General features: G+C 72.0%; 12 protein-coding genes and 1 pseudogene. 7 read left to right on the top strand and 6 right to left on the bottom strand.

Annotated features, from left to right (window positions below):
* Positions 1-86: 86 nt before the first annotated feature.
* The 3 genes from ACGF12_RS36920 (at position 87) to ACGF12_RS36910 (ending at position 4,754) form a co-directional block, all read left to right on the top strand.
* A complete protein-coding gene (locus tag ACGF12_RS36920; protein WP_393040487.1) occupies positions 87-1,781 on the top strand; it encodes an alpha/beta hydrolase in 1,695 nt (564 codons plus the stop codon).
* Positions 1,782-1,873: 92 nt separating this feature from the next.
* Complete coding sequence (locus tag ACGF12_RS36915) at positions 1,874-3,265, top strand: hypothetical protein (protein ID WP_393040484.1); 1,392 nt, start codon at positions 1,874-1,876, stop codon at positions 3,263-3,265.
* 133 nt (positions 3,266-3,398) lie between these two features.
* Complete coding sequence (locus ACGF12_RS36910; protein WP_393040481.1) at positions 3,399-4,754, top strand: M60 family metallopeptidase; 1,356 nt, start codon at positions 3,399-3,401, stop codon at positions 4,752-4,754.
* A gap of 27 nt (positions 4,755-4,781) precedes the next feature.
* On the opposite strand, the gene ACGF12_RS36905 is transcribed toward ACGF12_RS36910, so the two are convergent.
* Entirely contained in the window at positions 4,782-5,786 is a 1,005-nt protein-coding gene (locus ACGF12_RS36905) for a pyridoxal-phosphate dependent enzyme (protein ID WP_393040478.1), read from the bottom strand.
* A gap of 182 nt (positions 5,787-5,968) precedes the next feature.
* Here ACGF12_RS36905 and ACGF12_RS36900 point away from each other — a divergent pair, with 182 nt between their 5' ends.
* The 3 genes from ACGF12_RS36900 to ACGF12_RS36890 all read left to right on the top strand — a co-directional run bounded on the left by ACGF12_RS36900 (position 5,969) and on the right by ACGF12_RS36890 (position 7,152).
* On the top strand, positions 5,969-6,292 hold the full coding sequence (locus ACGF12_RS36900) for a hypothetical protein (RefSeq protein ID WP_392924270.1): 324 nt from the start codon (positions 5,969-5,971) through the stop codon (positions 6,290-6,292).
* A 121-nt stretch (positions 6,293-6,413) separates the two neighbouring features.
* The gene (locus tag ACGF12_RS36895) at positions 6,414-6,638 is read left to right on the top strand and encodes a hypothetical protein (protein WP_393040475.1); all 225 of its coding nucleotides are present in this window, start codon (positions 6,414-6,416) and stop codon (positions 6,636-6,638) included.
* 148 nt (positions 6,639-6,786) lie between these two features.
* Positions 6,787-7,152 (top strand): hypothetical protein, encoded by a 366-nt coding sequence (locus ACGF12_RS36890; protein ID WP_393040472.1) that lies wholly within the window; start codon positions 6,787-6,789, stop codon positions 7,150-7,152.
* A 36-nt stretch (positions 7,153-7,188) separates the two neighbouring features.
* Here ACGF12_RS36890 and ACGF12_RS36885 read toward each other — a convergent pair whose 3' ends face one another.
* From ACGF12_RS36885 to ACGF12_RS36865, 5 genes are all read right to left on the bottom strand, one after another.
* Positions 7,189-8,055, bottom strand: a complete 867-nt coding sequence (locus tag ACGF12_RS36885) for a ketose-bisphosphate aldolase (protein WP_393040469.1) — start codon at positions 8,053-8,055, stop codon at positions 7,189-7,191.
* On the bottom strand, positions 8,046-8,999 hold the full coding sequence (locus ACGF12_RS36880) for a 1-phosphofructokinase family hexose kinase (protein ID WP_393040466.1): 954 nt from the start codon (positions 8,997-8,999) through the stop codon (positions 8,046-8,048). Before ACGF12_RS36880 ends, ACGF12_RS36885 begins: the two co-directional genes overlap by 10 nt.
* A complete protein-coding gene (locus ACGF12_RS36875) occupies positions 8,996-9,910 on the bottom strand; it encodes an ROK family protein (RefSeq protein WP_393040463.1) in 915 nt (304 codons plus the stop codon). Before ACGF12_RS36875 ends, ACGF12_RS36880 begins: the two co-directional genes overlap by 4 nt.
* Entirely contained in the window at positions 9,907-10,779 is an 873-nt protein-coding gene (locus ACGF12_RS36870; protein WP_393040460.1) for an SIS domain-containing protein, read from the bottom strand. The genes ACGF12_RS36875 and ACGF12_RS36870 overlap by 4 nt, the downstream gene beginning before the upstream one ends.
* Before the next feature lie 212 nt (positions 10,780-10,991).
* A complete protein-coding gene (locus ACGF12_RS36865) occupies positions 10,992-12,989 on the bottom strand; it encodes an alpha-galactosidase (RefSeq protein WP_393040457.1) in 1,998 nt (665 codons plus the stop codon).
* Between the two features lie 322 nt (positions 12,990-13,311).
* Here ACGF12_RS36865 and ACGF12_RS36860 point away from each other — a divergent pair.
* A pseudogene (locus ACGF12_RS36860) lies at positions 13,312-13,497 on the top strand (sugar ABC transporter substrate-binding protein); the annotation flags it as partial.

Below are 13,497 nucleotides of genomic sequence, written 5' to 3'. Positions count from 1 at the left end.
TGGGATGGGACCGAGCAGTGCAGCGTTTTCTCCGGAGCAAGGGCACCACGCACACGGAGGAGGGCTTGTTCGGCAATGATCCCGCAGTGGCAGGGCCGGTCCGCCGGCACCTCGGCCGTACCCCCCGGACCCCAGGCGCGAGGGCGCCGCGCCGTTCCCCCGAGCGCCGCGCCGCCCTTGCCCTGGCACTGACCGTGCTGGGTGCCGTCCCGCTTGCCGCCTGCACCCCGGACACGCCGACCGCAGCGCAGGCGACGGCGACCGCCGCCGAGCCCTCTGCCCAGCCGGCACTGCAGGCCTTCTACGGGCAGAAGCTCGACTGGGCGGCGTGCGGCGAGCTGAAGTGCGCCACGCTGACCGTCCCCATGGACTACGCGCACCCGGAGAACGGGAAGACCTTCGAGCTCCCCGTGGTCAAGGCGGTCACCGCGATGCCGGACCAGCGCATCGGCTCGCTGGTCTTCAACCCCGGGGGCCCGGGCGCCTCCGGCGCGGCCCAGATGAAGGACGGCGGCGTCGACTCCTTCACCAAGCAGGCCCGGGCGCACTTCGACATCGTCGGCTTCGACCCGCGCGGCGTCGCCGGCAGCAAGCCCGCCCTCGACTGCACCACCCCGGACGACGCGCCCGACCAGGGCGGCGACAGCGACGGGCCGCAGGCGCTCTACCCGCGCACGGACGCCGAGCGGCAGGCCGCCCTCGCGGACGCCGACCGCACCGCCGCCGCCTGCCAGGCCCGCAGCGGCGACATCCTCCCGCACATCGGCACCCTCGACGCCGCCCGCGACCTGGACGTGCTGCGCGCGGCCCTCGGCGACGACAAGCTCAGCTACGTCGGCTGGTCCTACGGCACCTACCTCGGCACGATCTACGCCGAGCAGTTCCCGCAGCGGGTGCGCGCCCTGGTCCTCGACGGCGCGATGGATCCCGCCCTCGACTGGTCCGAGGAGGCGCTGAGCGGGGGCCGGGCGTTCCGCAAGGCCGTCGACGACTACGCCGACAACTGCGCCAAGATCGTCGGACAGGCCTGCCCGGCCGCCACCCCGGACGGCATCCGCACGCTCATATCCGACCTCTACACGAAGACCGCACGCCACCCGCTGCGCATCAAGGGCAGCGACCAGCGGCTCGACGAGAACATGCTGCACAGCGCCATCACCGCGTCCATGTACACGCCGGAAGCCCAGTGGCAGCCGCTCTCAGAGGGCCTGACCGCCGCACGCAAGGGCGACGGCACCAAACTCGCCGACATTGCCGACCACGGACAGAACCTCCAGGGCGACGGCACCGGAGATTCGGGCTCCACGCCCGCTCCCAAGACCTTTTCGGGTGCCCTCACCGCCGCCCCCGCCGCCGACACGACGCCACGCGACAACAGCGGCGACGCCCTGATGGCCGTGAACTGCCTCGACAACCCCCACCCCAAGGACCCGCAGGCGTACTGGCAGGTCCTCGACCGCGCCTACCAGGAGTCGGGAGCGTTCGGCGCCTCCACGGTGCTCGCCGACCTCAACTGCCGCAACTGGCCCACCGGGCCGCTGCAGCCCCACCGGGTGAAGGCCGACGGCCTGCCGCCCGTCCTCGTGGTCGGCACCACCGGCGACGCGGCGACCCCGTACAAGGACGCCCAGAGCCTCGCCTCCCAGCTCCCCGGCGGCATGCTGCTCACCTACAAGGGCCTGGGCCACACCGCGTACGGGCGCAGCAACGCCTGCGTGTCGGACGCCGTGGACGGCTACCTCGTCGACCTCAAGCCCGTGCAGCCCGGGGCGAGTTGCTGACCTCATTCTTCTGACGCATCCAGTCAGAAGATCGGGATCGTCGGCCTGGCCGGCGTCTCCCGATCGCCCAACAACCCTGGGGGACTTCTCACTTGTCCACTCGCACCATCGCGCTGTCCGCGCTCGCGGCATCCGCCGTGCTCGCGGTCGGCGCCATCACCCCGGTCGCGTCGGCAGCCGAGCCGACCGATCCCGCCACGACGACGCTGCCGGTCGCTGTCGCGTCCAGCACCGACACGCCGAACGTCGCGCTGGCCACCCCGTCCGACTCCGGCGCGCCCGCCAAGGCCGCCACCCCGGACCTCAAGCTGGACTCCTACGACCAGCAGAGCGGCCAGGCCGTCCTCGCGCCCACCGGGAACGCCACCGCCGATCCCGGCGCCGCGGCCGCCGCCACGGCGAGCGTCCAGCCGGGCCAGCTGATCGACAGCCCGCCGACCGACGCCGCCCCGCACGGGGCCCTGGTCAAGGTCACCGACGTCCGCCCGACCGACGACGGCAAGGTCGCGGTCAGCACCCGCCCTGCCGCGCTCACCGAGCTGCTGGGCCGGATCCAGGCCGCCGGCCGCACCGTGCTCGACCCGCGCAACATCCAGGTCCAGCCGCTGGCCAAGGACCTGAACGTCTCCTTCACCGGCGACAGCGCGGGCGGCAGCGGCTCCGCCTCGGCCGCGCTGCAGCTGAAGACGCACGCGTCCGTTCCGATTCCGGACCAGAGCTGGGCCGGCGGGGCCGTGACGGCCAAGTCCTCGGTCGACGTCGACGGCACGATCGAGCTCAAGCCCGTGGTCGACCTCGACTACCAGGGCGCGAAGTTCGGCCTCATCCCCCAGCACATCAACGTGGGCTTCGACCTCGGCGCGCACGCCGACTGGCACGTCACCGCAGGCCTCCACGCCGGCCTGACCCCGGTCAAGGTGCCGCTCGCCAAGCTCTCCGCCCACCCGGTCGTGCTGGTCGGCCAACTGCCGGTCGCGCTCACCCTGGAGCTCACCCTCACCGCACAGGTCTCCGCCGACGGCGACATCACCATCGACACCGAACAGGCCGTCGACGGCGCCTGGGGCATCCACGCCGAGTACACCAAGGACACCGGCTGGAGCACCACCACCGACCCCGGCACCACCAACGTCACCCCGGTCAGCGCCAAGCTCACCGGCAACGCGCAGGTGCGCACCGGCCTGCTCGCCGACGCCGGGGTCTTCCTCTACGACACCGTCGGCATCAAGGCCGGCATCGAGCCCTACCTGCGGGGCACGGTGAACGGCGGCATCAGCATCGACACCTCCGGTGCGCCGCCGAAGATCGACGGCCAGGCCTCCCTCTACGGCGGGCTCGACGTCAACGGCTCCCTCGCGGCACGCATTCCCTTCCTGGGATCCGCCTTCGAGAAGGACCTGACGTTCCCGCTCTTCCACCGCGAATGGCTGATCGCCCAGCGGAACACCGGCAGCGGCACCCCCGCCGACCAGCCGACCGGCTGACCCGCAGCTGACCGGTAGCTGACCGGTAGCGACCAACCCCTGCGGGGCCCGACGATCCCCCGGGCCCCGCAGGCACACCGACCGGCAGGCGACGTGCCGGATCACCCGACACGAAATGGAGAGCGCGACCAGGATGGTGCAGCACCCCAGGAGACCCCGAACTCTCGGCCTCGTCCCGGTGGTAGGCCTGCTGGCCGCCACCATGCTGAGCACGGGGTGCAGCGCCGACACACCTCCGGGCCCGACGCCGCCTCCCTCGACCTCACCGCCGTCCGTCCGGGACATCACGCTCTCCGCCACGCCGTCCGCGGCGGCGGAGCAGAAGCGTCTGGCCACGGACTTCCATGCGGCCGACGTCCAGCCGACCGGCCTCTACCTGCCGCCCCGCACCCCCGTCACCGTCGGCATCGCCCGCCCCTCGGGCGCGCCGGTGCCCGAGCTGCTGATCGGGACCTACGGCCTCGACGGGACCGACCAGGGCGAGGAGGAGAAGCCGCGCGCCCGTCCCCTGCCGGACGTCACGGCCACCGTGAGCGACGACGCGGGCGGGATGCTGTACGTCCGGTACACCAACGACGACCGGGGCGAAGTGCCCACGATCACCCTGCACTTCGGTTCGGCCGCCCGTCCCGTCCCGTACCACGTCCTGGGTCGCTCCCCGGCCGCCGACTGGCGCACGCGGCTCGCCGAGGCGACGGACGTCCCGGTGGCCCAGCTCGTCGGCGAGCACGTCGTGCTCACCGTCCACCTCGACTCGGCCCGCCGCAACGCCGGACAGGACCCCGACGCACTGCTGAACTCGTACGAACGCATCCTCGCCGTGGAGGACGCGATCAGCGGACTCGACGGCCACGACCCCCACGACCGGCGCAGCCCGCTGCGCTACTTCGTCTCGGAGGCGAAGGCAGGCATCAACCCCAACGCCTACGACGACCGGGTCGCCTACCCCTCCGACGCGATCGACGAAGCGCTGAACGCCGAGCAGCTGACGAAGAGCTGGGGCATCTGGCACGAGTTCGGCCACATGCACCAGCAGTCGTCCTGGCTCTGGGACAGCGTCATCGAGGTGACCGTCAACATCTACAGCCTCGCCGTGCAGCGCGACGCCGCCCGGCCGACCCGGCTCGCCGAGGACGGCACCCCCGACGCGGTCCGAACGTACCTGGCGTTGCCGGCGGCCAAGAAGGACTTCAACGCTCCGGACGCGGACCCCTTCGTCCAGCTGACCATGTTCGAGCAGCTCCGCCTGGCGTTCGGCGACCGCTTCTACCCCGACCTGCACAAACTCACCCGCAGGGAGGAGAAGGCGAGCGCCCCCCAGCAGTACTTCATCCTGAACGCCTCACGCGTCTCGGGACACAACCTGCTCGACTTCTTCACCAAGTGGGGCCTGACCATCACCCCGCAGACCCGGGCCGACGTCACCGCTCTCGGCCTGCCCGCCCCGGACCGGGACCTGACGACCCTCGACTTCACCAAGGCGCCGTAGATCCTTCCGACGCTTCGACGGTCCAGGTCACCTGGGGCCGAAGGTGTTGAGGAACACCACGGGTCCGTCGGCGAAGCGCCCGGCCGCGTCGAGGTCGAGCAGCGCGGCCAGCGCCTTGGCGGTGTAGGTGAGTTCCAGCTCCAGGCCGGCCTCGGACGAGGCCAGGCCGAGTGCGGCCCGAGCGCGCGCGGTCGGGTGCGCGTAGCCGGGTCCGAGCCAGCCGCGCTCGGTGACGATGTCGTCCGCGCCGAGCCGCACGTGCGGCAGCCGAGCGCCCCGGTTCCGCAGCAGCGTCCGGGACTTGGTGGCCAGGCGGGTGAGCGCGGTGCTGTCGAGGCGGAGGGTGTCGTTGACCACGATCCCCAGGACCCGGGTCCGTAGGCCGGCCAGCCGCAGTCCCAGGGCGAGTCCGGCGGCGGTGCCGCCGGAGCCCACCGCGGTCACGACCCAGCCGGGCTCCGGCAGCAGCCCCTGCGCCACCTGCTCGGCCAGCTCCAGCGCGCACTCGACGTATCCGAGCGCGCCGAGCGGTGAGGATCCACCGGGTGGCAGGTAGCGGGGCAGGGCCAGGCCGCGGGTGTGCCGGGCGAACAGCCAGGGCACGGCCAGCAGCAGTCGCACTTTGGTGTGGGCGAAGTGCAGGGTGGCGCCGGAGTCGCGCAGCCGTCGGAGTTGGGCGCGGACGTGGTCGTCGACCGGGTGGTCGACCAGCGCGAGCGCGACGTCGAGGCCATGCTGCCGGGCGTAGAGCGCGGTCGTCAGGCCCCAGTTGGTCCCCAGGCCGCCGACGGTCAGGATCGTTCGCGCGGGACGGCCGCGGCGGATTCCGGGCAGCAGCCACTCCAGCTTGCGAACCTTGTTCCCACCCCAACCCCCGTGCCCGTAGCCGCTCTCGTCCTTGAGCCACACTTCGGACCGGCAGCCGAGGCCGGCCAGCGGGCGCACCGACGTCGGGGCCTCGCCCAGCGGCAGGTGGGGAAGTGTGACGGCCACCTCCGGCCAGCGCTGGTGGATGAGCGGAGGAGATGTCATGGGCCGACCGTACGGCCGCCACTGGGTGATGGCGAGACCGTCGGCCCGCCTCATCAAATCCTCACCTTTTCTCCGCCAGGCTCCGCCGTGCGCGGCCATTGACGCGGTGACCGACGCAGTACGCCCTGGCTCGTACGATGCCCCGCCGGGGTGTCCTGCCGAACGCCTTCGAAGGAGCCCACGTGAACGAGAAGTCCGCCGGAGTCCCGGCGCGGTGGCGGTCGGCCGCGCCCGTGGTCGCGACCGCCGTCCTGGGCCTGGACACGGTGGCGTCCTGGTGCCTGTTCAACCGGGAGCAGCCGTGCTGGGGGAAGGGGTCGGGGCGCGTCGTGGCAGGATTCGGCGCGGCGGGTCTTGGAGTTCTCGGCCTGCTGGCACTGGTGGTGTCCTGGGTCGTGGTCCGCCGCTCCGAGTCCCGGGGCGGCGCGCTGACCGCCGCGCTGCTGGCGACGCTGACGACCCTGTCCGGTCTCGGCATGGTGTTCCTCGGGCAGCCGTCCTGTTGAGGGGCCCTTCCGCGCCCTGCACGGGTGCTGTGGTGATCGGTGGTCAAGGAGCCGTCGGAAGGTGAGGACGTGAGTGTGATGGCGGACCTGGTGGAACAGGCGCTGGCGGCAGGACCCCGCCGTGCCCGACCTCTTCGAGGACGGCGAGCCCCTGTACTGGGCAGACAACGAGGACGACGTCAAGGTCCTCGGCCTCTACACCACCCGCGCCCTCGCCGAGGCTCGCATTGAGCACTACCGCGAACTGCCCGGCTTCCGGGAGTCGCCCGGGGGCTTCGCCGTCCACCCGTACCCGCTGGACCAACGCCGCTGGCTCCGCGGCTTCCAAGCACCGCCCGGATCCTGACGCGCCGAGCGTGGAGCCGGGACGGAACCCGGCCCAGGAGAACTCGTATGCCCACCAGGGCGACCGCTACATCGCTGCCAGGTCCCGCGGCCGGCAGCGCCTGACCACCGGAGAGACAGAGGGCATGAGCAACAGAGGGAAGAAGTCGGTGCTGCGGATCTCCGTCCTGTCCGGCCGCCACGAACTGACGGTCCACTCGCTGTCGAGGTCGGCGGAGTCCTTCACCGTGAGCTATTCGGTTGCGCCACCGCTGCCCGACGAGCCGGGCTCCGTCTCACCGTCCGCTTCTCCGGTGTTCATGTGGCTGGAGGCCGTCGACGATCTCGGCAACCATTACAGCGACTTCGGCGGTGCCCGGGGCCTCAGCCCGGACGGCCGCCGGACCGTCGGGAGCATCGCGGGACAGCCAGGTCTGCCGTCGGGTGCGGTGTCGCTGACGGTCCGTCTCATGTTCGGGGTCGGCTCGGACAACTTCGGTTATGACCTGGTGCTTCCGGTTCCGGCAGCGGGCTGAAGGAGTGGCAGGGGCGGCGGTGTCAGGTCCGGGCGCTCATCGGGCTGGCCGGGGGTCGTCGCCGGGGAGCGTCGCCTTGAGCACGCCGAGCAGGCGGGTGACCTCGGTGGCGACGGCGGTGCGGGCGGGGCCGAGGTAGCGGCGGGTGTCGACCAGCCGTACGTCGCCGGCCAAGGCCTGGCGGACGGCGGTGGTGAACACCTGGTTGAGATGGGTGGCGATGTTGACCTTGGTCATGCCGGCGTCGACGGCGGCGGTCAGGAGCTCGTCCGCCACGCCGGAGGAACCGTGCAGGACGAGCGGGACCGGGACGGCCGCACGCAGCCTGGCGATGAGCTCGAAGTCGAGCGCCGCGTCGCGGGTGAGCATGGCGTGCGAGGTGCCGACGGCCACGGCGAGGGCGTCCACGCCGGTGGCGGCGACGAACGCCGCGGCCTCGGCGGGATCCGTGCGCGCGCCGGGTGCGTGGACGCCGTCCTTGCCGCCGACCTCGCCGAGTTCGGCCTCGACCCAGACGCCGGCGGCGTGGCAGTGCTCGACCACCTCGGCGGTGGCGCGCACGTTGTCCTCGTAGGGGAGCGCGGAGGCGTCGAACATGACCGAGGTGAAGCCCGACTCCACTGCTTCGTGGACGAGTTCGATGGAGGTGGCGTGGTCGAGATGGACCGCGACCGGCACCTTTGCGGCGCGCGCGGCGGCGAGGGTGGCGACGCCTATAGGGGCGAGGGCGCCGTGGTAGCGGACGGCGTTCTCGCTGATCTGCAGGATGACCGGGGCGTGCGCGGCCTCGGCACCGGCGATGATGGCCTGGGCATGTTCGAGCTGGATGACGTTGAATGCTCCGACGCCGCGCGCGGCGCTGGCGGCGGCGGTGGTGATCGCGCCGGTTCCGGTCAGGGGCACGGGTCGAACTCCTTGGCTGTGAGGGGCTGTTCGAGGGTCTGGACATCCACACGGGACCGCAGGGCCTGGTGGACGGCGGGGTCGAAGTCACCGGCGAGCGGTGCGGCGACTGCGGCCGCGGAGAGTGCCACGGCCTCGGCCAGTCGGTCGGGCCAGGGGGTGTCGGTGACCAGGCCGAGGGTGAGCGCGGCGACGGCGGCGTCGCCGGCGCCGGTGGGGTTGCCGGCCAGCCGCTCGGGTGGGCGGGCGCGCCAACTGCCCTGCGGGGTGACGGCGATGAGGCCGTGCTCGCCGAGCGAGGCGACCACGGCGCCGGCTCCGGCGGCGTGCAGCGCGCGGGCTGCGGCGACCGGGTCGGTCAGGCCGGTGGCGGCCGCGAGCTCGTCGGCGTTCGGTTTGATCAGGGCCGGCCCGGCCGGAAGCGCCGCGTGCAGAGCGGTACCGTCGGCGTCGAGCACTGCGAGGGTGTGGTGGGTGTGTGCGAGCTGGAGCAGTTGGGCGTAGGCGCCGGCGGGGAGGCCGCGCGGCAGGCTGCCGGAGAGGACCACGGCCTCGGCGTCCGGTAGCAGCGTGTCGAGGTGGTTGACGAACTGCTCCCACTCCTCGACACCCACCACCGGTCCGGGTTCGAGCAGGATCGTGGTGTCCCCGACGCTCTCCTCGACCACGGCCACCGTCCGCCGGGACTCGCCCGGGATCGCCAGCATGCGGTCGTCCAGTCCGGCGGCAGCGAGTTCGGCGCGGACCGCCTCGCCGGTGAGGCCGCCGGCCAGGCCGGTGACGACGGTCGGGTGGCCGAGGGCGTGCAGGATACGGGCGACGTTGACGCCTTTGCCGCCCGCACGTTCGGCGACCGCCCGGACGCGGTTGCTGCCGTGCGGGCGCAGTCGGTCCAGGTGGTGGGTGATGTCAAGGGCCGTGTTGAGCGTGACGGTGAGGATCACGGCGCGACTCCGGCGGCCAGCAGGTCCTGCGCGAGCAGTCCGGCGCCGTAACAGCCTGCCTCGTGGCCGAGTTCGGCGGGTACGAGCTGCGGCATCGCCTGGAAGGTGAGCCGGGCGGCCAGCGCTTCGCGCAGCGGAGCGAAGTACGGCTCGCCGGCCCGGGCCAGGCCGCCGCCGATCACGACGCGCTCGGGGTCGAGCAGCGTGACCGCGCTCGCCAGGCCGTCGGCGAGCGCGTCGACGGCCTCCTGCCAGACGGCGGCGGCCGTCCGGTCCCCGGCCGTGGCGCGCTCGGCGACCTGCTGGGCGGTGAGGTCCGGTTCGCCGGTGGCGGCGGTGTAGCGGCGGGCGATGGCGGCGGCCGAGGCGAAGGTCTCCACGCAACCGCGCCCGCCGCACGCGCAGGGCTCGCCGCCGGGGCGGACCACCAGGTGGCCGAGCTCACCGGCGCGGGTGTGGCTGCCGGTGAGCGGTCGGCCGTCGACCATCAGCGCGGCGGCGATTCCGGTGCCGACCGGCACGAAGAGGAAGGTGCGGCTGCCGCGGCCGGCGCCGGCCCTGGCCTCGGCGATGCCGCCGGCCCGTACGTCGTGCCCGAACGCGACCGGGATGCCCAGGTGTTCGGACAGCCAGTGCCGGACGGGCACGTCGCGCCAGCCCAGGTTGGCGGCGAGCACCGCGGTGCCGGCCCCTTCGTCGACGATGCCGGGTACGGCGACGCCCGCGGCGGCCGGACGGAAGCGCCCGGCGAGTTCGGCCGCGCAGTCCAGGACGGTCTCCAGCACGGCCTCGGGTCCGCGCTCGGCCCGGGTGAACCAGCGCTCCGTGTGGCGCAGGCTGCCGTCCTCGGCCACCGCCGCGCCTTTGATGTAGGTGCCGCCGACGTCGAGGGCGATCGCGGTGGTGCTCACGGCTGGGTCAGCACGATGGAGCGGGTGAGGTTGCGGGGCTGGTCGGGGTCCAGGCCGCGGCCCTTGGCGAGCTCGACGGCGAGCCGCTGGGCGCGGATGAGGTCGGCCATCGGGTCCAGTGTGCTGACGGACAGCGCGGTGCCGGTCGGCCGGACCTGGTCGACCAGTCCGGTCGGCGGCTCGCCGAAGAACCAGAGGACGCTGTTCGGGCCGGTGACGCTGATCGGGCCGTGCCGGTACTCCATGGCCGGGTACGACTCGGTCCACGATCCGGATGCCTCGCGCAGCTTGAGTGCCGCCTCGTTGGCCAGGCCGACTGTCCAGCCGGTCCCGAGGAAGGTGAACTGGCTTGCCGAGAAGGCTTGTTCGGGAAGCGGCTCGGTCAGTGCCCGCTCGGCGTGCGCGGCCAGGTCGGCGGGGGCGAGGCCGAGGTGGCCGCGCAGCAGCGCCAGCGCGGTGGTGGCGAAGCGGGTCTGGACGACAGACTTCTCGTCGGCGAACTCCAGGTCGATCACGGTGCCGGCGGCCGTGCTGATCGGGGTGGCGAGGTCGCCGGTGAGCGCGGCGGTCGGCGTGGTGCCGCAGTGCGCCAGGGCGGCCAGGACCTCGGTCGTGGTGCCCGAGCGGCTGATGGCGACGACACGGTCGTAGTCGCGGGCGGCTGGGAACTCGGAGGCCGCGAAGGCGTCGGTCTCACCGAGCCCGGCACCCTCGCGCAGGCCCGCGTACGCCTGGGCGATGTAGAGCGAGGTGCCGCAGCCGATCACGGCCACCCGCTCGCCGTGCTCCGGCAGCCCGGCGGGCTCCAGCCCCAGCGCCTTGCGCCAGCACTCCGGCTGACTGGCGATCTCCTGCTCGACGTGACTCATCGGGGCTCTCCTCGGTGGGGGCTGGGTGGCACTCGGGTGTCGATCTGCCCCGGGTGCACGTTTCATGTTGCACGCTTGATTGCGCGAAACTGATCTATTGATAGCTTAATGTGTCATCTATGAGCAAGGTCGGACGGCCGTGGGGGGGGGGGGGGGCCCCCCCCCCCCCCCCCCCCCCCCCCCCCACGGCCGCGGACGTGACGGGCTGGCCGTCAGGCTGTCGGCGGGGCGTCGAACGGAGCGGCCCAGGTCTGGTTGGTCTGGATCGCGTCCGGCGTGGCGCCGCAGTCGTACAGGTCGACCGGCGTGCCGGCGGCCGTCGTGGTGCCGCCGTAGACGTCCAGGCAGGAACTGGTGCCGGCGAGCTTCAGGTTGCCGTCCCGGCTGTAGGTCCAGGTCTGGTAGCCCGGGGCCGAGCCGCAGGGCGCGACGCCGACCCACTGCCCCTGCTGCTGGTTGAGCGCGCCCTTGGTGACGGTGCTCTGGGCGGTGAGACAGAGGCTGGTCGCGCCCGTCTGGAGGAGCTGGACGGAGCCGTCGGCGTTGCGCTGCCACTGCTGGTTGCTCTTGCTCGTGCAGGGGTAGACGTCGACCGGGTTGTTGGTGGCGGTGCCGGACGCGTGGTTGTCCAGGCAGAGCGACTCCTTGCCCCAGTCGTCACGCGAGACGGTGATCTGGCCGCGCGGGGTGGTGCCACCGCAGCCGCCGTTCGCGCTGACCTTGAGCATCGCGCTGTCGTGCGAGCCGACGGTGAGGGCGACCGTGCCGCTGGAGGAGCCGGTCTTGTGCGCCCACAGGTCGCGCACGCTGTAGGAGCACCCGGTGGTGTTGAAGCCCGCCGCCGCCAGGTTGAGCGTGTAGTTCGCGCTCGCGGCACCCTTGTTGAGCACCACGACGGCCCGGCTGCCGTCGGCGAGCGGCTTGACCACCACGTCGATGCCGCTGGTGGCGGCCGGCGTGCCGTTGGAGTTGGCGGCCCCGCCCAGCACCCGGTAGCCGCCCGCGCCCAGCGGGTCCTGGTCGACGGCGATGACCTCGGAGTTGCCGAGGATGCCGATCGACGCCTTCAGGTGCGGAGCCTCGGCCGGGTGGGCGGCGAGGTACGCGGGCTCGAACTTGCGGGCGTCGGTGGAGATCACCAGCGGCGCGGCCAGCGCGGAGAACAGCGACATCTGGCTGCGCTCCTCGGCGGTGGTCATGCCGTTGTCGCCGATCAGGAGCATGTCGGCGTCGTTCCAGTTGCCCGGGCCCTGGTAGCGGCTCAGCTCGACGGAGTTGTCGAAGCTCTGGTAGGCGCCGATGTTGTAGCCGCCGGGGGCGATCGCCTGGTTCCACGGGTTCTTGCCGTCCCCGTAGTTCCAGATGTCCGGGCCGATGCGCCACAGCTGGCCCAGCGGGCGGACCCAGTTCATCGAGGAGGACTTGTCCGGGCCGTTTCCGTAGCCGGCCGGGGCGGAGATGTTGAACATCACGTTCGGCGTGGGGGTGCCGGCCTGGTTGGCGTTGGAGACGGCCGTGTTGAGGTCGGCGGACATCCGCGCGTCGAGCGTGCGGACCGGTTCGACGTCGCCGCAGTTGTCGTACTTGAGCTCGTCGACGCCCCAGGCGACGAAGGAGTTGGCGTCGTTCTGCTCGTAGTACTCGCTGCCGTTGGGCAGGTTGGGCGCGGTCGGCTGGTCGGTGGAGCAGGTGTGGGTGCCGGAGGTCTCGTAGATGCCGAACTTGGCGCCCAGGCTGTGCAGGTAGTCGCCGTAGGCCTTCAAGTCGTATTCGAAGCCGGGCTGTTGGGAGGTGTTGCGGACGTCGGTGGCGCCGCCCCAGTTGAGGGCGCCGTGCAGGTAGCCGGCGCTGTTGCGGTACATCCAGCAGTCGTCCACGGTGACGGACTTGTAGCCCGCACTGATCAGGCCGGTGTCGGAGAGCGCCTTGGCGTTGTCCTTCATGTACTGCTGGAACGAGTATGTGAGCGGGTCGGAGCCGTCGAGCGGGGCCTGTGGCGTGCACTGGGCCCGCGCCCAGTTGTTGAAGCCCATCGGCGGCACCGCGCCGATCGGGCCGTTGGGGCTGGCCGAGGCGGTGTAGTTGGCGGCCGGGGCGTTCACGCCGTCATTGGCCGATGCGGGCGTCGCGCTGAGCGCGGCACCGGCGACGAGCACGGCGGTCGTCGCCAGCAGCGCGGTGGATCGGGGGGGCCGGAAGCGTCTGGTCACGAGGTGTGGGGATTCCTTCCATGTTTGACTGAAGTTGCGTCAATGATCGGAAGATCATGCAGATTCAGTCATGTGCCGAGCAGCTTCGGGCGGTTGGGCGGTCCGCGTCAAGGTGCAGATTCACCTCACGTTCTCTTCATGTTTCAACTGCAACGCTTCGGTAACGCGACTGGCCCGGCGGGGGGGTGAGGATGCACACTCTGGTGGCATTGATGCTCGATTTTGAGCAAACACCTATTGCACAGTGCACTTTCGTGCAACTTGCACAACCCTCACCTGGGCCGCCTCGGGGTCGGCCCCAGCTGCAAAGGCGGTATCAGAGATGAAGCGGCGTCTTCTCGCCCTGTCGGCGGCCACCGTGGCCGGAACGCTCGCGCTGTCGGGGTGCAGCAAGGGCTCGGCTTCCGGTTCGACCTCCGCCGACGGCGTCACCACGATCAAGTTCGTCGCCGCCGACTACGGCTCGAACGGCCAGAACCCGAGCCAGGCGTACTGGCAGGGCGTGATC

This window comes from Kitasatospora sp. NPDC048296 (assembly GCF_043201815.1).
Lineage (GTDB): Bacteria > Actinomycetota > Actinomycetes > Streptomycetales > Streptomycetaceae > Kitasatospora.
The sequence above is the reverse complement of the archived record's forward strand: the minus strand, read 5'-3'. Positions and strand labels throughout refer to the sequence as shown.

Coding starts and splice junctions, on each gene's coding strand:
- ACGF12_RS36910 (WP_393040481.1), top strand. CDS start 3,399: ATGGTGCAGCACCCCAGGAGACCCCGAACTCTCGGCCTCGTCCCGGTG.
- ACGF12_RS36905 (WP_393040478.1), bottom strand. CDS start 5,786: ATGACATCTCCTCCGCTCATCCACCAGCGCTGGCCGGAGGTGGCCGTC.
- ACGF12_RS36870 (WP_393040460.1), bottom strand. CDS start 10,779: ATGAGTCACGTCGAGCAGGAGATCGCCAGTCAGCCGGAGTGCTGGCGC.